The organism is Kitasatospora sp. NPDC057965, assembly GCF_042887135.1.
GTDB lineage: Bacteria > Actinomycetota > Actinomycetes > Streptomycetales > Streptomycetaceae > Kitasatospora.
This window is the reverse complement of sequence record NZ_JBHVPZ010000005.1, coordinates 235,904-255,873: the sequence shown is the minus strand read 5'-3', so window position 1 is coordinate 255,873 and position 19,970 is coordinate 235,904. Positions and strand designations below refer to the sequence as shown.

The 19,970-nt window shown below is 76.0% G+C and carries 16 protein-coding genes; 5 read left to right on the top strand and 11 right to left on the bottom strand.

Features of this window, described 5'->3' with window-relative positions:
• Positions 1 to 144: 144 nt before the first annotated feature.
• From ACFVVU_RS08565 to ACFVVU_RS08545, 5 genes are all read right to left on the bottom strand, one after another.
• A complete protein-coding gene (locus ACFVVU_RS08565; protein WP_387788803.1) occupies positions 145 to 1,350 on the bottom strand; it encodes a cytochrome P450 in 1,206 nt (401 codons plus the stop codon).
• Positions 1,351 to 1,441: 91 nt separating this feature from the next.
• On the bottom strand, positions 1,442 to 1,660 hold the full coding sequence (locus ACFVVU_RS08560) for a ferredoxin (protein WP_380451477.1): 219 nt from the start codon (positions 1,658 to 1,660) through the stop codon (positions 1,442 to 1,444).
• Between the two features lie 696 nt (positions 1,661 to 2,356).
• Positions 2,357 to 3,883: a S8 family serine peptidase gene (locus ACFVVU_RS08555; protein WP_380688531.1), complete on the bottom strand. Its 1,527-nt coding sequence runs from the start codon at positions 3,881 to 3,883 to the stop codon at positions 2,357 to 2,359.
• A 515-nt stretch (positions 3,884 to 4,398) separates the two neighbouring features.
• Positions 4,399 to 5,517: an LLM class flavin-dependent oxidoreductase gene (locus ACFVVU_RS08550; protein WP_387788802.1), complete on the bottom strand. Its 1,119-nt coding sequence runs from the start codon at positions 5,515 to 5,517 to the stop codon at positions 4,399 to 4,401.
• Positions 5,514 to 6,578, bottom strand: coding sequence for an LLM class flavin-dependent oxidoreductase (locus ACFVVU_RS08545; RefSeq protein ID WP_387788801.1), 1,065 nt, complete (start codon positions 6,576 to 6,578; stop codon positions 5,514 to 5,516). Before ACFVVU_RS08545 ends, ACFVVU_RS08550 begins: the two co-directional genes overlap by 4 nt.
• Positions 6,579 to 6,890: 312 nt before the next feature.
• Here ACFVVU_RS08545 and ACFVVU_RS08540 point away from each other — a divergent pair, with 312 nt between their 5' ends.
• The gene (locus ACFVVU_RS08540; protein WP_387788800.1) at positions 6,891 to 7,328 is read left to right on the top strand and encodes a hypothetical protein; all 438 of its coding nucleotides are present in this window, start codon (positions 6,891 to 6,893) and stop codon (positions 7,326 to 7,328) included.
• 147 nt (positions 7,329 to 7,475) lie between these two features.
• On the opposite strand, the gene ACFVVU_RS08535 is transcribed toward ACFVVU_RS08540, so the two are convergent.
• From ACFVVU_RS08535 to ACFVVU_RS08520, 4 genes are all read right to left on the bottom strand, one after another.
• Complete coding sequence (locus ACFVVU_RS08535) at positions 7,476 to 7,652, bottom strand: hypothetical protein (protein WP_387788799.1); 177 nt, start codon at positions 7,650 to 7,652, stop codon at positions 7,476 to 7,478.
• A 137-nt stretch (positions 7,653 to 7,789) separates the two neighbouring features.
• The gene (locus tag ACFVVU_RS08530; RefSeq protein ID WP_387788798.1) at positions 7,790 to 10,741 is read right to left on the bottom strand and encodes an AAA family ATPase; all 2,952 of its coding nucleotides are present in this window, start codon (positions 10,739 to 10,741) and stop codon (positions 7,790 to 7,792) included.
• A 115-nt stretch (positions 10,742 to 10,856) separates the two neighbouring features.
• Complete coding sequence (locus tag ACFVVU_RS08525) at positions 10,857 to 11,336, bottom strand: hypothetical protein (protein WP_387788797.1); 480 nt, start codon at positions 11,334 to 11,336, stop codon at positions 10,857 to 10,859.
• 491 nt (positions 11,337 to 11,827) lie between these two features.
• Complete coding sequence (locus tag ACFVVU_RS08520; protein ID WP_387788796.1) at positions 11,828 to 13,213, bottom strand: cellulose binding domain-containing protein; 1,386 nt, start codon at positions 13,211 to 13,213, stop codon at positions 11,828 to 11,830.
• Positions 13,214 to 13,608: 395 nt separating this feature from the next.
• On the opposite strand from ACFVVU_RS08520, the gene ACFVVU_RS08515 reads away from it, so the two are divergent.
• Both ACFVVU_RS08515 and ACFVVU_RS08510 read left to right on the top strand, forming a co-directional pair.
• Positions 13,609 to 14,439, top strand: a complete 831-nt coding sequence (locus tag ACFVVU_RS08515; RefSeq protein WP_380689386.1) for a hypothetical protein — start codon at positions 13,609 to 13,611, stop codon at positions 14,437 to 14,439.
• Positions 14,440 to 14,742: 303 nt separating this feature from the next.
• Complete coding sequence (locus tag ACFVVU_RS08510) at positions 14,743 to 15,330, top strand: lytic polysaccharide monooxygenase (protein WP_355359830.1); 588 nt, start codon at positions 14,743 to 14,745, stop codon at positions 15,328 to 15,330.
• 124 nt (positions 15,331 to 15,454) lie between these two features.
• Here ACFVVU_RS08510 and ACFVVU_RS08505 read toward each other — a convergent pair whose 3' ends face one another.
• Both ACFVVU_RS08505 and ACFVVU_RS08500 read right to left on the bottom strand, forming a co-directional pair.
• Complete coding sequence (locus ACFVVU_RS08505; protein WP_387788795.1) at positions 15,455 to 15,877, bottom strand: cold-shock protein; 423 nt, start codon at positions 15,875 to 15,877, stop codon at positions 15,455 to 15,457.
• A 126-nt stretch (positions 15,878 to 16,003) separates the two neighbouring features.
• Complete coding sequence (locus ACFVVU_RS08500) at positions 16,004 to 17,338, bottom strand: PLP-dependent aminotransferase family protein (protein WP_387788794.1); 1,335 nt, start codon at positions 17,336 to 17,338, stop codon at positions 16,004 to 16,006.
• Between the two features lie 148 nt (positions 17,339 to 17,486).
• On the opposite strand from ACFVVU_RS08500, the gene ACFVVU_RS08495 reads away from it, so the two are divergent.
• Both ACFVVU_RS08495 and ACFVVU_RS08490 read left to right on the top strand, forming a co-directional pair.
• Positions 17,487 to 18,287 (top strand): crotonase/enoyl-CoA hydratase family protein, encoded by an 801-nt coding sequence (locus tag ACFVVU_RS08495; RefSeq protein ID WP_380688971.1) that lies wholly within the window; start codon positions 17,487 to 17,489, stop codon positions 18,285 to 18,287.
• Between the two features lie 390 nt (positions 18,288 to 18,677).
• Positions 18,678 to 19,805, top strand: a complete 1,128-nt coding sequence (locus tag ACFVVU_RS08490; protein WP_387788793.1) for a nucleotide disphospho-sugar-binding domain-containing protein — start codon at positions 18,678 to 18,680, stop codon at positions 19,803 to 19,805.
• Positions 19,806 to 19,970: the final 165 nt, after the last annotated feature.

Sequence of the window (19,970 nt, the reverse complement as noted above, 5' to 3'; positions counted from 1 at the left end):
CACCAGTGGGCGCCCGGTGGCCGGGTCCACCGGCCAGGTGGGCCCGGCCGGCCATACGGGCTGCCCGCCGAACCCGGCCACCGGCTCGGAGATGGGCCGCGCGGTGGTTCCGAGGAGGCGTGGGAGTTCTCCATTGGGCCCCGCTCACCAGGTCACGGGCAGCGACCGCATCCCGTAGATGAACGACTCGGTGCGGAACCCGAGCTCGCCGGCCGGCCGCAGACCCGGCAGCCGGCGGAACAGCGTCTCCAGGGCGATCTGGAGTTCCGCGCGGGCCAGCGGCTGGCCCAGGCACTGGTGCACGCCGAAGCCGAACGCCAGGTGCCGCCGGGCGTCCCGGTACAGGTCCAGCTCGTCCGTCGCCCGATGGCCGGCGCCGCCGAACACCGCCTCGTCCCGGTTGGCGGTGGAGAGCATCGCCATCACGCCCTCCCCGGCCCGGACGGTGACGCCGCCCAGCTCCACGTCCTCCAGCGCCACCCGGGGCAGGCCGGTGTGCACGATGGTGAGCAGTCGCAACAGCTCCTCCACCGCGCCCGGCAGGGTGGCCGGGTCGGCCAGGCCGGGGATCTGCTCGGGGTTCTCCAGCAGCAGCGCGGTCGACAGCGAGATCATGTTCGCGGTCGTCTCGTGCCCGGCGATCAGCAGCAGCACGCCCATGGCGGCCGCGTCGTCCGGGGTCAGGTCGTCCCGCGCCGCGAGTCGGCTGAGGACGTCGTCCGACGGCTGTGCGCGCTTGCGGGCCGTCAGGTCGCGCAGGTAGCCATGGACCTCCTCCTGGGCCTCCCGGAGCTGCTCCACGGTGCTCTCCTGGTTGAGCATCGTGCGGCTCAGGCTCTGGAAGCGGTCGTGGTCCTCGTACGGCACGCCGAGCAGCAGGCAGATCACCAGCGAGGGCACCGGCAGCGCGAAGTCGGTGACCAGGTCGGCCGTGGTCCGGCCCGCGGTCATCCGGTCCAGTGCCTCGTCCACGATCCGCTGGATCTCCGGGCGCAGCGCCTCCACCCGCTTGACCAGGAATTCCCCGGTGAGCATGCGGCGCTGGCGGGCGTGCTCGGGGTCGTCGAGCCGCAGGAAGTCCGGATTGTCGGTGATCAGCTCGCGAGCGCCGGCGACCAGCAGCGGGAAGGCCGGGTGGCGTATGTCGGCACTGAAGCGGCGGTCGGACAGCACGGTGCGGACCTCGGCGAAGCCGGTGACCAGCCAGCAGAGGTCGCCGTCGGGCAGCTCGGCCCTGGTCACCGGCCCGGTGGCGGCGGCCTCGGAGTACGCGGGCGGCGGGCCGAACGGGCAGCCGCCGGAGTGCCGGGCCGGCAGTGGGAGGACGGGGGTGGTGGGTGCGGTGGTCAAAGCGGGGGTTTCCTCACGTCGCGGGTGTTCTCGTGGGGGTTCGGGACCCGGGAAGGGGCCCGGCGGCCTGCGGGATCGGCGGCGGGGTCCGTCAGGCCCCGGTCCGCGCGGGCTCGTCCCCGGTGACGGTGATCGCCCGGCCCGGGCAGAGCTCGGAGGCGAGTCTGACGTCGTCGAACTGCTCGGGCAGCAAGACGGTCTGACGGAGCCTCACGAGACTGTCACGGTCGTCCTGGTCGAAGACCGCGGGGGCGTTCGTGACGCACATGCCGGAGCTGCAGCAACGGTCCCGGTCGACGCTCACCTGCATGTCGGGCACCTTTCGCCAGGGCGGCGCCGACTGCCTGGCGGCCGCCTCTCGTTGTCATGGTCAACCTAGCCATCGCTGCTCCGTTCACGGAGGGGTGCGGTGGCCGGATCGAGAATGGCTGATTCGGTCCCTGCGTGTGAACCTCGTTGCGGCGCAATGCGTTTCAACCCGCGGTACTTCGCCGGAGGGGTCGGCGGACCCGGCCGCGCGGACGGCCTCACAAGCCTTCGGCGGTGGCCAACTCCCTTGCGGAGGCCACTGTTTCGCCCTCGGCGGCGCTCTTGTCCGGCCGGTAGCGCAGCACCCGGGCGAACCGCCGGGCCGGCCCGGCGGGGTAGCGGAGGCTGCCCGGCGGGGTAGCGGGGGCTGCCCCGCCGGGCCGGTCCGGCGGGGCAGCAAGGGCTGCGCTGGAGGCCGTCGAAGGCGACCTCGACCAGTTCCGGCCGGACCAGCACCGTCCGGGCGTCCCGCCCGGTCTCCCGGGCGAGCAACTCGACGGTCTGCCGGGCGAGGAGGTCGGGGCGGTGGTGTTCGAGGACGGGGCGGGTGGGGTCGAAGGTGAGGCCCTGGGCGGTCAGGTCGAGACCGCATGCCGAAGCGCCCCCGTCCGCGATGGCCGGGGGCGCCTCGTCCAGGGGTCGGGACCGGGGTTGTCCCGGGGCGACCGCCGCAGTGGGACCTGCGCGTGCGGTGCGGCTACCGGACTGCGCGCAGCGCGTTGACGATGCCGAAGCCGTAGAAGCCGTTGACGCGCCTGCCGCCCGCGCAGGCGGCGTCCACGACGCCGTCGCCGTTCCCGTCGTACGGGTCGGCCGGGCATCCGGGGTTGTCGGCCTGGGCCTTGAGCAGTGCCTGCAACTGCTCCGGTGTCGCCTGCGGGTGGGCGGACTTGAGCAGTGCGGCCACACCTGAGGCGTGCGGAGTGGCCATGGACGTGCCCTGCTCGTAGCCGTACTGGTTGCCCGGCAGCGTCGACAGGACGCCCGGGTGTCCGGACGGCGCGTCCGAGGGCTGGTACCGGTCGCCGCCCGGCGCCGCGACGTCGATCACACCGAGGCCGTAGTTGGAGTAGTACGACTTCGTGTTCTTGGCGCTGGTCGCGCTGACCGTGACGACGCCGGGCAGTTGCGCGGGCAGGTCCAAGCACCTGTGCGGGTCGATCGTCCGGTCGGCCGGGGTGGAGTCGTTGGGGCTGCGACCGTCGGCGATGGCGTCGGAGGCCAGGTCGTGGTTGGAGTTGCCGGCCCCGGCGATGTTGAGGGTGCCCTTGCGCTGAGCGTAGAGCTGGGCGCGGTTGACCGCGTCGACGATGGCCTTCTGGTCGGGGTCGTCCAGGCAGTTGTACTGCCACGGGTCCACGTAGTAGCTGTTGTTGGTGATCTGCACATCGTGGTCGGCGGCGAACACGAAGGCGCAGACGACGCTCTCGGCGTATATCAGCTGGCGCGGGGTGGGCTGGGCGACCGTGATGCCGGCGACCCTGACCCCGGGCGCCACGCCCGCGATGCCGATGCCGTTGCGGGCCGCGGCTATCGAGCCCGCCACGTGCGTGCCGTGGAAGTAGGCCGGGTCCGCCGGCCGCCAGGAGCCGTAGGTGGTGTCGGCCTTGCCGCCGGCGCAGTTCGCGGACTGCGAGGGCGAGAAGTTCGCGGAGAGGTCCGGGTGGGTGTCGTCGACGCCGGTGTCTATCACGGCGACCGTGACGTCCCTGCTGCCCGGGTTGATCCGCGCGGCTTTGTCCGCGCCGATCGTCCGCAGGGCCCACTGCTCGGCCTCCAGGGGTTCGGTTCCGCCGCCGGACGCCTTCGCGAGCTTCGCGGCCTCTGCTTCCGTCAGGTACTGGACCGGACCCTCGCCGGTCGCCCCCACCGTGCTCAGCGGCGAGGTCCGGGTGGCGCCCGCCGACTGCACTCCGCGTACCGCGCGCAGCCGCTCGCCGAAGTCGGGGTTCGCCGAGTGGGCGACGATGACGCCGATCCTGTCGTAGCTGACGACGATGGTGCCGCCGGCCGAGGTGACGGCCTGCTGGACCGCTGCGATCGTGCGACGGTCGGTCGCGGTGTTGACGACGTAGGACAGGGGCTGCGCGTCCTCGGCCTGCGCGGTGGGCCGAACCTGCGGCGCTGCCGAGGCCGCCGTGGGGAGGAATCCGAGCGAGGCGGTCAGCGACAGCACGATCGGTACGGCCGGGCCGAGCCGCAGTAAGGCACGTCGTCGAGCCATGGGGTCTCCACATCATCCGGGGTGCAGGACCCGCCCGAGGGCAGAGTGACGCCAGGGCAGGTGTATGACGGGTGGTACAGGAACGAAGCTATCCCGCCCTCTCGCCGACCAGCAATGGCCCGGTCTCCGTTCTCCGTCCGCGACTTGCCCGGCCTCGTGGGTACGGCCGCCGGGCGTACGGATGCCGAGGACGGCTTGCGACGGCTGTCGGGCGGGGCTGACCCTCCGGGCTGCCGTGCGCGACGGCCCCCTGACCGCCATAGGACGAGGGCCCGTCCTCAGACCCCCACCCGGCGGGCGGGGGTCTGAGGACGGGCCCTCGGACTGCCGGCCTCCCGCTACCCGGTCGGCACGGTGCTCCTCGCCCGCGTCGTCCGCAAGGAGCGGATCTGCCCGGTGCAGCACCTCGGCGTGCTCCTGGCCCTGGGCAGCGTCCTGCTGCTCGCGTGGACCTGATCCCGGGGCCCTCCGTCGCCCCGGGGCCGAGCCTTCGGTCCGAGCTCGGTGAACCGGCGTCAGGTGCGGGTGGTGGCAGGGGTAGGCAGGGCGAGGTGGTCGGCGAGGGTGGCGGTGGTGTAGGCGGTGCGGAAGGCGCCGCGGCGTTGGAGTTCGGGGACGAGTCCGCGGGTGATCGCCAGCAGGTCGTGCGGGAGGCGGGCGGGGCGCAGCCGGAAGCCGTCCAGGCGCAGGCCGTCGGCTTCGACGGTGCGCCAGGAGAGCAGGAGGTCGGCGAGTTCGGCGGGGGTGCCGGCGAAGACCTCGGCGTCGGAGGTGAGCGGGGCGCCGTCGAGCTCGTCCAGCCGGTCCTTGTGGCGGGCGGCCTCGCCCGGGCGGTCGTCGAGGAGGACCACCAGGTCGGCGAGGACCTTGAGCGGGCGGTCGGCGGGCCGGGCGACGGCGGTGGCGGCGGCCGCGACCGCGGCGAGGACGGCCGCCGTGTCGTCGGGGGAGTGCGGGGTGACGTAGGCGACGTCGCCGCCCTTGGCCGCCAGTTCGTACGGGATGCGGGCGTGGGCGAGGACGGTGACGGGGAGGGCGTGCCCGCGCTCGGCCCAGAGCCGGCGGACGGTGGCCAGGACCTCGGCGGCGTCGTCGAAGATCGGGGCGAGGCGGGCGGAGATGGTGTCGGGCGAGGCGAGGTCGGCCGGCGTCAGGGTGGCCGGGGCGGGGCGGCCGAAGTGGGCGGCGTCGTCGGAGCGGGCGGAGACCTGCGGACGCCAGCCGGCCCGGCCGGGGGCGGCGTGGTCGAGGGTGGCGAGGGCGGCGGCCAGGTGGAGCGGCTCGGTGTGGGTGACGTTGGTGGTGGGCACCAGGCCGATCCGGGAGGTCAGCGGGGCGACCCGGCCGGCGATCAGGACGGCGTCGAGCCGGCCGCGCACCTGGTCGGTGCGGTTGTCGGGCCCTTGCAGGCCCACGGACTGTACGGCGAGGGCGTCCTCGAAGGTGACCAGGTCGAGCAGGCCCCGCTCGGCCTCGGTCACCAGGTCGGCCCAGTATCCGGCGGTGAACAGCTCGCCGGGCCGGGCGCCCTCGGCGCGCCAGGCGGCCGGGTGCCAGCCGGCGCCGTCCAGGGCGACGGCGAGGTGCAGCGGGGGGAGACCGCCGCCGGATCGGGGTGCGGAGGGGCTGGTCATGCGGTGGCCTCCCGGCTCGGTCGGCGGGCCTGGGCGAGCCCGAGGTGGTCGCGGAGGGTGGGGCCCGGGTACTCGGTGCGGTGCAGGCCCTCCGCCTGGAGCAGCGGCACCACCCGGTCGACGAACGCGTCCAGCGTGTCCAGCGTGTCGGGGTCCGGGCGCGGGGTGAGCAGGAAGCCGTCCGAGCCGCCGCCGCGGACGTACGCGGCGAGCGTGGCGGCCACCTGGTCGGGTGTGCCCGCGACGTCGGCGGGGACGTCCGTAGCGGGGGCGTCGGCGCCGGGGGCGTCGGCGAGTGCGGGGGTGACGGCGGTGAGCACCCTCAGGTCCCGGGGGGACCGGCCGTGGGCGGCGAGCCGGTCGGCGAGGTCGCGGCGCAGCTCCCGGGCCTCGGCGAGGCCGGTGTACGGGACGACCAGCACGTCGGCGTCGGCGGCCGCCGAGGCCAGGTCCTGCGGGGCGGTGACGGTCCGGACGACGACCGGGTGGCCCTGCGGTGCGCGCGGCGTGGTGAAGCGGCCGGAGAGGTCGAAGTGCGTTCCCCGGTGGGCGAAGGCGCCCGCGCCGGGTCGCACGAAGGCGCCGTCGGCCTGGTCGGCCGGGACGTCGTCCTCCGCCCAGCTGTCCCACAGCGTCCGGGCGGCGCGCAGGAACTCGGCGGCGTGGGCGTCCCGGTCGGCCTCCGGCGGCGGGCTGCCGTGCCGGAGGCCGCCCGCGGCGGCGGCGCCGTCCGGGCCGGTCGTCACGCTCCAGGCCGCGCGGCCCTCGCTGAGGTGGTCGAGCGAGGCCAGCCGCCGGGCCAGTTCGTAGGGCTGATGGGCGGCCGGGCCGAGGCCGGCGGCGAGTCCGAGCCGCGTGGTGGCGGCGGCCAGGGCGCTCAGGGCGGTCAGGACCTCGGGCCCGGGCGGCGCGGGCGGCGCGGTTTCGGTGAGGAGCAGGAAGTCGAACCTGCCCCGCTCGGCGGCCCGGGCCAGCCGGGCCAGCCGGTCGAGCGGGGCGGGTGTGATGGGCCCGCCGACGCCGGGCGGGCGTACGGCGAGATGGAGTTGCTGCACGGACACGACGACGATCGCCTCCTGTCGGCCGCCCGTCCGCCGCGCGTTCGTCCGCGCGGCCGGGCCGGTTCATCCTGCGCGGCGGCGCACCGCCCGGGCAACGGTCGCAATGAAGTGTTCATGCGCGGAAACCGGGTGCCATGAAGCGCCAGCCGAAGACGGGATTCGGTCATAAGAAGGCTGGATTCGGTATCTGGCTTCAAAAGGCAGGGTGGAATTAGGAATTCCGCCTCAATCGATGCCAGCATGTGAGGTGTGAAGCGTGAAATGTCACATGGCTTCACGCCGTCGTCCCTACCCATGAACGGGAATCACCCGATGAACCGGCTCCTCGCCACCCTCGCCACCAGCGCCGTCCTGATCGCCGCCGGGGCCACCGGCGCCGCCGCCCAGGGCGTCACCGCCGACTCCTCCCCGGCCGGCCCGGGCACCTGCGTCACCGGCTACCGGGGCGTGGTGGTCAACGACATCTGCGCCACCGTCAGTGGCGACCAGGTCACCTTCTACGGCCAGACCTCGCCCGGCAGCCTCGGCTGGACCGCCCGGACGGTCCCCTACCGGCTGACCGCCTCGCTGGTCGGCGGTGGCACGCTCGGCACCATCACGCCCAGCGTCCTGGTGGACCGCAGCGGCGTCGCGGTGGGCCGGCTCACCGTCACCGTGCCGTGCGGGTCGAGCGCCACGGCCTCGCTGGAGACCACCGAGTGGGGCTGGCCGCCCGCCACCGCCACCATCACCGTGCCGTCCGGCTGCTGACCCGGACAGCCCCGGCACGGCGAACGGCCCTGCCCGCTCGCCCGGGCAGGGCCGTTCGTCCATCCATGATCAGCCGGTCCCCGGCCGCCGCCGCCCGCACGCGGCAGCTCCGGGGACCGGCGCGTTCGGTGCGCCCGCGGTGGACCGTCAGTGCACCCAGTGCGCGGGACCGGAGCGGCTCAGCCGGGCCAGCCGGACCAGGGCCAGCGGATGGTTCCCGGCCTTGCGGGGGGACGGGGAGATCCGGACGGTGGACCCGGCCGGGTCCGGGCCGTCCGTCGCCGGGACGGCGGTCGCGCTGGGCGCGTGGTGACGTGCACTCATCTCGTGGATCCCTCCAGGTCGGGGAGCGGCTGCCCCGCTCGCTCGCCGGTGACCACCAGGGAACCCGTCCGGACGGGCCGGATCAATGCGGGTGACTACCTATCGCTCCGCGGGAACGATGAGGGCACCCGCCCGGATCAGCCGGGACCGCCGTCCGCCGCGTCCTCGGCGTCGGCCCGGGCCAGCGCCTGAGCCGTCCCGGCCCGGCTGGTGCCCAGCTTGTGCAGCACGTTCGCCACATGATGCTCCACCGTGCGCGGTGACAGGAAGAGCGCCTGGGCGATGTCCTGGTTGGCGGTGCCCTGCGCGAGCAGCTCCGCGACCTGCCGCTCGCGCGGCGACAGCTGCTTGCCGTAACCCCGGCGCCCCGGCGAGCCGATCCCGCCGAGATCCAGGTCCCGGCGCAGCTTGCGGCACCTGGCGGTGTCGGTGGTCGCCCCCAGGTCGAGGTAGACCCGCTCGGCGGCCGCCATCCGCTCCGCCGCCCGGGCCCGGTCGACGGCGGCCAGCGCGGCGGCGATCCGCTCGTCCGCCCGTGCCGCCTCGTACGGCCGCCCGATGTCCTGCCAGCGGTCGCGGGCCCGGGTGAACGCGTCCACCGCGCACGGCTCGCCGGCCGCCGCCAGCAGCAGCCCCCGGGCCTGGTCCAGCGCCGCCGACACGGCGGGCGCGCCCCGGTCGGCGAGCGCCTCGGCCGCCTCCTCGGTGACGGCCTCGGCCTCGTCCCGCCCGCCCGTCGCCAGCAGCGCCGCCACCGCGACCGGCAGCAGCTCGGCGGTGCGCGCCCACGCGCCGGCCTGTCGCGCGGTGGCCAGCGCCGGGCCGACCGTCGCGGCGGCCCCGGCGCTGTCGCCCTCAAGCAGCTGCAGGCCCCCGAGCCCGGCGGCGGCCCGCAGCGCGACGGTCACCTGCGACTCGCGCTGCCCGAACCGGGCGGCGATCGCGAACTCCTCCCGGGCCAGCGCCAGCCGGCCCCGGCCCGCCGCGAGCCGCCCGAACAGCAGCGAGCGCTCGGCCCCGGCCATCGCCAGGTCGTCGAACTCCGCCCCCAGCGCGGCGAAGCGCTGCTCCACCCCGTCCCAGCGCCCGGCCAGCATGTCCAGCCGGATCAGTGCCAGCCGGCTGTAGCACTCCAGGTACGGGATGCCCGTCAGCCGGGCCAGCCGCCGGCTCTCCGTCAGCAGGTCCGCGGCCCGCGTGTCGTAGCCGAGCTCGATGGCGATCTCGCCCGTGTTGTACAGCGCCCTGGTGGTCTGCCGCATCACCTCGGGGCTCTCGGAGGCGCGCGGCAGGTCGTCCAGCCGGGCCCAGACCGCCGGGTCGCCGGCCCGGGCCTGGAAGGTCAGCGAGGTGGCCCGGACCGCGGCGGCCACGTCCTCGTCGGGGTGGTCCGCCAGCAGCCGGTCCGCCCGGGCGAGCCACTCCCAGGCGTGCCGGCCCGCGCCGTCGCGCTCGTCCATGGCGATCGCGACCATGGCCCGGGCCGCCCGGACGGGGCGCTCCTCCAGCTCGTCCAGCGACTCGCGGATCCGGCCGAAGCCGGCCCGGTTGCCGCTGTGCACGGCCGTCAGGAAGCCGAGCGCGAGCCGGATCTCGCCGCGGTCGGCGACCGGCAGCCGGGGGTCGGCGACCATGCCGCTGAGCACCTGCACGCTGGCCGCCGGGTCGACGTCGTCGGCCGCGAGCCGGGCCAGCGCCAGGGCGGCCCGGCCGCGCCGGGGCGGGTCGAGGTCTGGCTCGTCCAGCAGGCCGCGCAGCATCCGCCGGGCGCCGCCCGGGTCGCCCAGCGCGACGGCCTGGTCGGCGGCGGCCTGCGCGAGGTCCTGCCAGGCCGCGCGGTCGCCCATGGCCAGGGTGTGCTCGGCGATCCGGGCGAGCGGCCGGGGCTCGAGGGTCTCCAGCGCGGCGACCGCCCGCCGGTGCAGCACCCGGCGCCCGGGCCCGGGGATCCGCCGCAGGGCGACCCGGCCGACCGCCGGGTGGCGGAAGGCGTACCGGTCGGGTGAGGTCTCCTCCAGGACGGCCGTGTGCAGCGCCTCGGCCAGGCCCCGCGCACCGGTTGCGGCGTCCAGCCCGGCGACGGCGGTGAGCAGGTCCTCGTCGGCGGGCACCGCGAGCACGGCGGCGGCGGCCACGACGGCCGCGCCGTCCGCGCCGAGCCGGGCGAGGCGCCAGGCCGCGGCGTCGACCATCCCGCGCGGGACCTCGGCGTTCGTCAGCGCGGCCGTCAGGTCGGCCGCCCGCCGGGGCAGCGGGCGGTCCGTCAGGGCCCGCAGGTCCTCCGCGACGGCCAGCGGCAGGCCCCGGCCGCGCTCGTGCAGCACCCGGGCGACCTCGGCGGTGGCCGCCGGGCCGAGCGCGGCGCGGGCCAGCTCCGCGACCTCCGTCAGGTCCAGCGGGCCCAGCCGCACCAGGCCGACGGCGGGCGCGCCGCCGTGGGCGGCGGTGGGCGGCGGCGTGCCGGGCGGCAGGTCCTCGGGGCGGTAGGTGACCACCAGGGCGAGCCGGGGCGGCAGGTCGCGGGCCAGCCGCAGCAGGAGGTCGAGGGTCGCGTCGTCGGCCCACTGCACGTCCTCGACCACCAGCACCGGATCGTCCAGCGCCGCCAGCAGCGCCCGCACGCCCTGGGCCAGCAGCCGCCGGGCGGACAGCAGTTCGCCGCCCTCGGGCGGCGCGGGGGGCAGCCGGTCGGCGAGGTCCGGCAGCACCCGGCGCAGCGCCCCGGTGCTGGGCGGCAGCGCGTCGGGCGGGGGCAGCAGCCCGGCGGCGTCCCGCAGGGCGTCCACGACGGGGCCGAAGGGCTCCGGCTCGCGCAGCGGGTGGCAGCGGCCGACGAGCACGGCGCGTTCCTTCGCGCCGGGGGCCGTCCTGGCGCGGGCCGTCCTGCCGGGGGCCGTCCTGCCGGGGGCCGTCGTGTTCACTGCCCGCAGCGCCTCGGCGACCAGTCGTGACTTGCCGGCGCCGGCCTCGCCCTCGACGAGCAGCACGGCCGGCGGGTGCGCCAGCCCCTCGGTCAGCCGGGCGAGCTCCCGGATCCGTCCGACGAAGGCGCGCCCCTCGGGCGCGTCCGGTACCGGTGGCCGGTTCATCGGCACCGGGCCCGGCCGGGAGCGGAGGGAAGCTGTACGGGCATGCCTCCATGATGCCCGCGCCCGGCCCGCCCGCGTCGGGCGGGGTCCGGGGCACGGGGCCGCGGACCCCGCCTCAGACCGCGCCGTAGGCCACCGGACCGGTGTCGGGGAGCGGCGCCGGGGCGCCCGCAGTGGCGAGGTGCCGGCGGCCGGGGGCGTCGCGCAGCTGACCGGGGAGGTCCAGCAGCGGACCGGTCGGGCGGACCACCCGGCCCGGTGCCTCGACGACCTCGCAACCCGCCCTGGCGAGGCGCCGGACGGTGTCCGCCGCCGTTCGGTCGTCGAGCGAGAACACGAACGGGCCCGGTACCAGCACCACGTCCAGCCAGCCGCGTTCGGCGGCCGTCAGCAGGCTCGCCAGGGCCGGCAGCGGGCCGCGGGTGCTCAGACCGTGGTCGGCGTAGACGTCCGGGTAGGGCAGCCCGAGGCGCTGGGCCAGCTGTTCCATGGCGCAGCGCACGTAGTCGGCCTCGTGCGGGTCGTACGGGCGGCACCGCAGGTACATCGCGGACCGCCGGACCGGCCGGTACACCGGTTCGTGGGGGTCGTGCATGCCGTTCACCTGGCCTTGCTCGCTGTGACGGGTGGGGGAGTGCGGCGGCGGGCCGGTGTCCAGCGGACCTCCGGAACGGTGCGGGGATCAATGGGGGCCACTACCCATTGCCGCGGTGGGGGGTGGGCGTCGGACACCGGAGCCTCGGGTGCCGGAGCCTCGGACACAGGAGATCGTGCGGATCCCGGCGGCCGGGGCCAAGGGTGGGACGGGGGCGCCCCGTGGTGCGGGTGGTGAGCGCCGGGCTCCCGTGCGCGGGTTTGCCGGCGGGGTTCTCCGGCCGGACCCCTCCGGCCTGCGGTTTTCCCCGGCCGTCACCCGTTCCGCCGGGGGCCCCGCAGGCACCGGCCGCCACCTGTCCGCCGTACTGCTCGCGGTCCTGCGGTCGTGGACGAAGCGCCGAGCGCCCCCGGTTCGCTTCGCACACGCCCCGAGCGCCCCCGCGGTACCCGGCCGCCAGTGGGGCGGCCGGGTACCGCACGGGGTCGGGATCAGGGCGCGGGCACGGTGTCGGTGAAGGTCGTCCCGGCGGCGCGGTAGGCGGCGACGGCGGCACCGACCTGGGCGGGCGTCAGCACCCGGTCCTTGACGTGCAGTACGTAGTCCACCTGCTCCTCGTAGCTGCGGGCCGCGGTGCCGGTCTGGCCCGCGAGGTCGGTGAGCCACTGGTTGAAGGCGATCACCATCGGCCGCTCGGGGAGGTAGCGGGTGTCGTGGCGGGCGAACTCGACCCCGTCGACGTAGTACACGATGCCGCTGTCGTCGATGGTCAGGGCGAGGTCGTGCCAGCCGGCGAAGGAGGCCCGGGAGACGGTGTACTGGTTGTCGTTGCCCTGGGGGCCGTAGGTCTCCCACGAGGTGGCGAAGAAGATGTTCGAGGGCTCGCCCCAGCCGCCGTTGGGGAGGTACTCGAAGTCGTACTCGGAGTAGTCGTCGGCGTTGGGGGCCTTGAGGTCGTTGATCGCGAAGAAGCTCTGGACCAGGTGGTCGCCGTCGGGGCCGCTCACCGGGGCGTCGGAGAAGCGGACCCGGGCGGCGTAGGTGCCGTAGCGGAACTTCATGGCCTGGCTGTGGAACTCGCTCTGCCGGGTGGACTCGGCGGTCCCGGCGGTGGACGTCCGCAGGGTCATCACCGAGTTGCCGGCCTCCTTGGCGAAGGTGACGTTCTCGGGCGCCCAGGTGGCACCGGCCACACCGGGCCCGCCGCCGCCGGAGCGCGCGTTCCAGCCGTGGGCGGCGAGCGCCGGGTCGTCGTGGCCGGTGTAGTCGAAGTCGTCGAAGAGCACCGGGCCGGCCGGGACGGGCGGCTTGGTGGGGGCGGTGCCCCAGACCTGGACCCCGGCGACGGTGGCGGTGACCTTGGCCCAGTTCGCGTACCCGCTCTGCGCGGCGCCGAAGGAGTAGTCGTCGCCCTGGTCCATGACCTGCCAGTCGGTGCGGTGGACGCGCAGCTGCAGGTCTCCGCTGTCGGCCCCGGGGGCCAGTGTGCCGGCGCCCGCGGTGAAGCCGATCTCCAGGTAGCGGTCGGCGGCCGCGCCCGGCTCGCTGATGGCGCCGATGGTGCCGGTGACGTTGGCGCAGCCCCGGACGGCCCAGTCGCACGCGAAGCGGTACGCGGCGAAGGGGGAGTCGGAGCGGAAGTAGTAGCGCAGCTTGACCTGGTCCAGGGCGACCGGCGCGGAGCCGGTGTTGACGACCTTCAGCCACGGCGAGGCCTGGGCGGTGCCGCTGCCGCCGTTGCGGTACTGCACGGCGAGCGGCTCGCCGGCGGCCGCCGCCGGCAGGGCGCCGAGCAGCGCGGTGCCGAGCCCGGCGGCGACGGCGGTGGCGAGCGTCGCGCGCAGGCGGGGGAGCCGGCGGCTGGTGCGTGCGGTCATGGGGTTCCTCTCCTGGTGTGGGGGTGGGCGCGCGGCACCGGCGGAGGGGAGCCCGGGTTCACCTCGGCTGTGGTGGGGGAGGAGGTGGCGGGCCGCGCGATCAGAAAGTGGCATGGACCAATTTGGCGGTCAACCCGAACCGGGACGATCGGCCGGAACGCGGGTGTCCGCCGCGGGGAGTGGCTGATAGTGCCTGTTGACGGCGGTGGGCGGGCCGTGCGGAGCCCGGTCCCGTGCCGGGTGGCGGCCCCATCCTGCCCGCCGGGTACGGCGTTTGAGGATGCGAGGGCCGGGGAACGGGAGTTCGACGGCGCGCCGGACAGGCCGGCGCGACCGCGCCCCCGTCCTCTCCCCGTCCCCCGTCGCCGGGGGACCGCTCCGAAGGGCCCGCACCGTTGACTACCCCGTCGCACCGGCAGCCGCCCTCCCCGGCCGACGCCGGACCGCCCGCCGGCCGGGTCGATCCCGCCCTGGCCGACCGCCTCACCGACGCGGTGCTGCTGGCCGGCCTGCCGGTCGCCTTCGGCGACCAGGGGCCCGGCGTGCGCATCCGCCCCGCGCGCCCCGTCGACGACCGTGACCGGTGCCAGGGCGTGGCCGCCCTGGACTGGCTGCCGTCCCCGCGCCTGACCGGCGCCGCCGCCATGGCGGAACCGGGCCAGGCGGCCGGCCCGGCCCAGGACCTGGTGGCGACGGCCATGGAGAACGCGCTCGCCGAGTTCCTGCCGGCCTTCGGGCTGGAGACCGGCCGGGACCGGGTCGGCCGGGAGCTGCGGGTCGACGGCCGGGCCGCGGTCGACGGTGCCCTGCGGGTGCCGCCCGGCGTCCTGGTGGCCCGGCCCGCCGGGCCGACCCCGGTCGAACTCGGCCTTCCGGCGGGCGTCGTCGGCACCGTCCGCCGCAGCGCGGCCCTCGCCGGCCTGCCGCTCGCCCCGCACCTCGGCGCCACCGGCGTCACCCTCGCCCGCTGCGTGCCGACCGGCGGCACGGGCGACCGGGACGGGGCGGCGGACCTGGGCTGGAACCCGTCCCGCGGGCTCGCCGACCTGGCCGACAGCGACCTGCCGGAGGCGGCCCGGGCCGCCACCGCCCGGACGGCGGTCAACGGGGCGATGCGGCACGCCCTCGGCATGGCGCTGCGCGCCTGCGGCGCCGAGCTGCGCTGGCTGCATTCCCACCAGTTGCTGCGGGTCTACGGCGAGTCGGCGCCGGCGATCCGCCACTGACCGGCGGCCGGGCCGGTCCTCGGCACGCGGCCGCCGCGCCCGTGGACGGCCGTCACCGTGACGGCGCTCGAACCCCACCCCGGCGACCCCGGCCGACCGCGCTGACCACGGGCGCAACTCGACAGCGGTGACCGCCGGTTGACCGGACGTCAAACTGGTCCAGACCATTGACGGTGGGCGTCGCGCTCCCTACGGTATGGGCATTCACCTGGCGCAGGCATGCCAAGATCCACCCGGCTGGCGCACCCCCACGCGCGCCTCCTGCGTCGGGCACAACTCTCCATCCCCCCACGGAGGAGCATCATGCGCAAACGCCACATCGTCGGCGCCGCCCTGGCCGCGGTCGCCGTCCCGCTCGCGATGGCCGTCCCGGCCAACTCGCACGGGTTCATCAACCTCCCGCCGAGCCGTTCGGCCCTGTGCGGCGCGGGTGTCGTCCAGAACTGCGGCGACATCCAGTGGGAGCCGCAGAGCGTCGAGGGCCCGAAGGGCTTCCCGTCCGGCGGCCCCGCCGACGGCACCATCTGCGCCGGCGCCGACGCCCGCTGGGCGCCGCTGGACAACCCGCGCAACGGGAACTGGCCGACCACCAAGGTGACGGCCGGCGGCCAGCAGACCTTCACCTGGGAGATCGAGGCCCGGCACTCGACCACCAACTTCCGCTACTTCCTGACCAAGCAGGGCTACGACCCGACCCAGAAGATCACCCGGGCCAGCCTGGACCTGACGCCGTTCCTGACGGTTCCCTACAACCGCCGCCAGCCCGACGCCGTCACCAAGCACACCGCGACCCTCCCCACGGGCCGCACCGGGCACCACGTGGTCGTCGCGGTCTGGGACGTCGCGGACACCGCGAACGCGTTCTACTCCTGCACCGACGTGCTCTTCTGATCGTCGGTCATCCCGTAGGGCCTCCGGTCACCCCGTAGGACCGTGACCGTCGGTCACCCCGTACGAGCGTCGGCCGGCCCCCGTGGTGGGGGCCGGCCGACGGCACTGCCGGGGACGCCGGGGCTCAGCCCTCGGTCCAGCCGTGGCCCTTCGCGCACTGCAGCATGGCGTTGCGCACCTTCAGGACCTGCTCGCCGGTGAGCGACGGCGCGTGCTCCAGCAGCAGCTCCGTCACCTCCAGCAGGAGCTCCGCCGAGGTCAGGACGTCGCACTCCGCGTCGTCGCCCTCGGCCGCCGCCACCCGGGCCGCGGGCACCGCCGGGCCGGCCGGCCGGGCCGGCGCCCCCTTGGGCAGGCGCACCGAGGAGGCCTTCAGCCCCCGGTCGCCCTCCTCCATCTCGAACTCCACCACCAGACCCGAGTGCACCAGGGACTCGGGCATCAGCATGTCGTTGACGTGCAGGAAGACATCCTCCCCGCCGTGGTCCGGAGCGATGAACCCGTACCCGCGCACACTGTCGTACCGCACCACTCGACCGGTGACCACACACACCCCCAAGGACAACAACCCGGGCCCCCTGCCCGACACCTGACGTAGAGGATAGAGGAAGCGGCGCCGGGCGCACGCCGTCGACCGGAACACCGCTTCGACGGCACCGGGGACGCCACGGTCTCAGGGCGCGACGGACTCGATCGCGGCCCGCAGCCGGCCCAGCATGCCGGCGAGTTCCGCGCGCGGGGGAGTGGCCAGGGCGAGGCGCAGGGCGGCGGGGCGGTACGGGCCGGTGGCGAAGGCGTCCGCCGTCGACACCAGGATGCCCTCCTCGGCGAGCACCGCGGCGACGTGGTCCGGGCGCTGGTGCGGCTGGAGCCCCAGCCACAGCAGGTGGGAGGCGGGGTGCGCCCGGACGTCCAGGCCGGCCAGCGCGGCGCGCGCGACGCCCTGGCGCTCGGCGGCGTCGGCCCGGCGCTCGCGCTCCAGCCGGGCCACCGTGCCGTCGGCCAGCCAGCCGGTGGCGACCGCGGTGACCAGCCCGGGCGCTCCCCAGGCGGCGGTGCGCAGACCGCTCGTCACCGGCCGCAGCCAGGCGTCGGGCACGACGGCGAAGCCGAACCGCAGGCCGGGGGCGACGTTCTTGGACAGCCCGGCGACGTAGCAGGTGCGCTCGGGGGCGAGGGCCCGCAGCGGGGGAGGCGGCGCGGTCTCCAGGAAGGCGTAGGTGCCGTCCTCGATCAGCAGGACCTCGTGGCGGCGGGCGAGGGCGATCAGCTGCTCGCGCCGCCCGCCGTCGAGGACCCAGCCGAGCGGGTTGTGCACGGTGGGCATGGTGTAGACGGCGCGCACCGGGCGGGCCCGGCACAGCCGCTCCAGCGCGTCCAGGTCCGGGCCGGCCGGGGTGACCGGCACTGGGGCGAGCTCCAGACCGCGGTCGGCGGCGAGCAGTCTGATCCCCGGGTAGCTGAGCGCGTCGACCGCCAGGACGTCGCCGGGGCGGGTGACCGCGCGCAGCACGCAGTCCAGCGCCTGCTGCGCCCCGCCGGCGAGCAGCACGTTGCGCGGGGCGGTGTCGATGCCGCGCTCCAGCAGGTAGGTGGCCACGGCGGCCCGGTCGTGCCGGTGGCCGCCGGGCGGGTGCTGGCGCAGCAGCGCGGTGACGTCGCCGGAGGCGGCGAGCGTGCGCAGGGCCTGCCGCAGGTCGTCGTCCTGGCCGGGGGAGAGCGGCTGGTTGAACGACAGGTCGGCGACCCTGGGCACCGGGAGGGCGCGGGAGGGTTCGAGGCCGTCGTAGCCGGAGCGGACCCGGACGAAGGTGCCCCGGCCCTGTTCGCCGACCACCAGTCCGGCGGCGGACAGTTCGGCGTAGACCCGGGTGGCGGTGGCCGGGGCGACGCCGCGCTGGTGGGCGAGCGCGCGGTGGGTCGGCAGCCGGGTGCCGGCCGGCAGCGCGCCGGAGCGGATCGCGGCGGCGTACTCGTCGACGATGGCCTTGTAGGCGGGCGGTCGCATGCGGGCACCTGTCGCTGGAACGGAGGGGGGAGGGGGAGCGGGAGGGGGAGCCGGCCGGTGAAGTGTATCCAGGACAATTCCTGGATTGCCCTGCCTTCCCGCTCCTAGCCTCGGCGACGAACCCGGCCAGCGGAAACGGAGTACGGGCATGACCGTGCGCAGCACCCGCGACGGCGACGTCGCCGTCCTGACCATCGACCGCGAGAGCAAGCTCAACGCGCTCGACTACCCGACCATCGACGCGCTGCTCGCGCGGCTCGACGCGATCGAGCGCGACGACGCCGTGCGGGCGGTGATCCTCACCGGCGCCGGCGACCGCGCCTTCAGCGCGGGCGCGGACATCCCCTCGCTGGCGGGCAGCATCGCCCGCTCCGCGGACGGGCCCGAGACGGCGCTGCGCGAGATCGTGCGGCGCGGGCACGCGCTGACCCGGCGCGTCGAGGAGTTCCCCAAGCCGGTCATCGCCGCCGTCAACGGCCTCGCCTACGGCGGCGGGTGCGAGCTCACCGAGGCCGCGCCGCTGGCCCTGGCCGCCGAGCACGCGACCTTCGCCAAGCCGGAGATCACCCTCGGCTTCCCGCCGCCCTTCGGCGGCTCGCAGCGGCTGCCGCGCCATGTCGGGCGCAAGCGCGCGCTGGAGCTGATCCTCACCGGCGACCCGGTCCCGGCCGCCCGCGCGGCCGAGATCGGCCTGGTCAACGCCGTGGTGCCGGCCGGTGAGCTGCTCGACGCGGCCCGCGGGCTGGCGGCCCGGATCACCCGGCACGCGCCGACCGCGGTGACCGCCTGCCTGCGGGCGGTGACCCGGGGCATCAACCTGCCGATCGAGGAGGGCCTGGCCGTCGAGGCCGCCTGGTTCGCCGCCACCGTCCCCACCGAGGGCGTGCGCGACGGCCTGCGCCGCTTCCTGGACCGCTCCGCCGCCCGGCGCCGAGACGGCGGGCGCTGAGACGGCGGGCGCCGCACGCGGGCGGCGCACGCGGGGGCGCGTTCCGCGCCGAGTCCGCCGAGTCCGCCGAGTCTGCCGAGGCGGTCCGTGAACGGCGGGAACAGGCCAGGTCGCGCTCCCTGGCCCGGCACCGCCCCGGTGACCCGCGCTGCCGCTCCCACCCGCCCGTTCCGGTGCTCCGCCGGAACGGGCGGGCCCCGGCGCGTTCCGCGCGCCGCGCGCCGCCACCCGGAAACACAAGCCCTCCGGCCTCCCACCGCCGCGCACCGGAACGTCCGATTATCGATCCCACAGGGAAGAGCAACTGATCGTGCGTCAGTTGAGGGGGCGAGCGGATCGCTCCCCGCGCGATCCGAGGACGACCGACCCGAGAACGACCAGGAGACCGTTGTGCGCATTCTCTTCACCGGCCCGGCCGCACCGAGCCACCTCTTCCCGATGGTGCCGACCGCCCAGGCCGTCCGGGCCGCCGGGCACGAGGTGCTGTTCGCCAGTCCGCGGCCGATGGAGGAACTCCGACAGGCCGGGTTCCCGATCGTCGAGATCGGCGACGGGCGGACCGTACGGGAGGCCTTCGAGGAGGTCGCCGGCAGCCAGGCGCACTACGCGCAGCCGGACCTCACCCAGGAGGAGATCATGGAGGTCGGCGCCGCCGCCTTCGCGCTCGCGTCGCGCTCCACCGTGGACGACCTGCTGGCCGTGGCCGCCGGCTGGGACGCCCAGCTGATCGTCCACGACTCCTGTCTGGCCTCCGCCCAGCTGGTCGCGGCCAAGCTCGGCATCCCGGCGGCGCTGCAGAACTTCGGCCTCAGCTCCGGCCTCGACATGGCCGCCCGGCTGGCCGCCCGCTTCACCGACGTCTACGAGAAGCACGGCGTGGCCGGGCCCGCCGCCTCCACCCCGCTGAACATCGTGCCGGCCTCGCTCGGCGGCGACCCGGGCGGCCTGCGGATGCGCTACGTCCCGTACAACGGCGGCGGCGTCGTCCCCGCCGCGCTGCTGCACCGCGGTGTGCGGCCGCGGGTCGCCGTCACCCTCGGCACGGTGATCGCCGGGATAGACGGGCTGGACGCCATCGCGCCGCTGGTCGCGGCCGCCGCCGGGGCCGACGCCGAGTTCCTGCTCGCCGTCGGCGACGCCGACCTCGCCGACCTGGGCGGCCTGCCGGCCAACGTCCACCCGCTGCCGTGGGTGCCGCTCGCCGAACTGCTGCGGGTGTGCGACGCGGTCGTCCACCACGGCGGCTCCGGCAGCACCCTCACCGGGATGCAGGCCGGTCTGCCGCAACTCCTGCTGCCCCAGGGCGCGGACAACTTCACGGTGGCCGAGATCCTGGTCGCGAGCGGGGCCGCGCTGAGCTCCTCCTCCGCGGACGTCGACACCGGGCTGCTCACCCGACTCGTCACCGACCCGGTCCTGCGGGAGGGAGCCGAGCGGCTGCGCGCCGAGAACGACGCCCTGCCGAGCCCGGCGGCCGTCGTCCCCGCCATCGAGGCGCTCGTCACCGCCCGCCCCTGACCCCTGGTCCGGGTGGCGCCCCGGCCCGCCCGTGCGGCGGACCGGGGCGTCCGCGCGCCGGGACCGGGCCCGTGAGCCGCGGCACCGCGGCTCCGCCGATCGAACCCCCGCGCGAAATTCGCTCCCGTGTGTCGGCGCCCGGCCCTAGGGTGCTCCCAACACGAC

Excerpts from the sequence above, each read along its gene's own strand:
- ACFVVU_RS08560 (WP_380451477.1), bottom strand. The coding sequence starts at position 1,660 with ATGCAGGTGAGCGTCGACCGGGACCGTTGCTGCAGCTCCGGCATGTGC.
- ACFVVU_RS08555 (WP_380688531.1), bottom strand. The coding sequence starts at position 3,883 with ATGGCTCGACGACGTGCCTTACTGCGGCTCGGCCCGGCCGTACCGATC.
- ACFVVU_RS08550 (WP_387788802.1), bottom strand. The coding sequence starts at position 5,517 with ATGACCAGCCCCTCCGCACCCCGATCCGGCGGCGGTCTCCCCCCGCTG.
- ACFVVU_RS08540 (WP_387788800.1), top strand. The coding sequence starts at position 6,891 with ATGAACCGGCTCCTCGCCACCCTCGCCACCAGCGCCGTCCTGATCGCC.
- ACFVVU_RS08535 (WP_387788799.1), bottom strand. The coding sequence starts at position 7,652 with ATGAGTGCACGTCACCACGCGCCCAGCGCGACCGCCGTCCCGGCGACG.
- ACFVVU_RS08530 (WP_387788798.1), bottom strand. The coding sequence starts at position 10,741 with ATGAACCGGCCACCGGTACCGGACGCGCCCGAGGGGCGCGCCTTCGTC.
- ACFVVU_RS08525 (WP_387788797.1), bottom strand. The coding sequence starts at position 11,336 with ATGCACGACCCCCACGAACCGGTGTACCGGCCGGTCCGGCGGTCCGCG.
- ACFVVU_RS08520 (WP_387788796.1), bottom strand. The coding sequence starts at position 13,213 with ATGACCGCACGCACCAGCCGCCGGCTCCCCCGCCTGCGCGCGACGCTC.
- ACFVVU_RS08510 (WP_355359830.1), top strand. The coding sequence starts at position 14,743 with ATGCGCAAACGCCACATCGTCGGCGCCGCCCTGGCCGCGGTCGCCGTC.
- ACFVVU_RS08500 (WP_387788794.1), bottom strand. The coding sequence starts at position 17,338 with ATGCGACCGCCCGCCTACAAGGCCATCGTCGACGAGTACGCCGCCGCG.
- ACFVVU_RS08495 (WP_380688971.1), top strand. The coding sequence starts at position 17,487 with ATGACCGTGCGCAGCACCCGCGACGGCGACGTCGCCGTCCTGACCATC.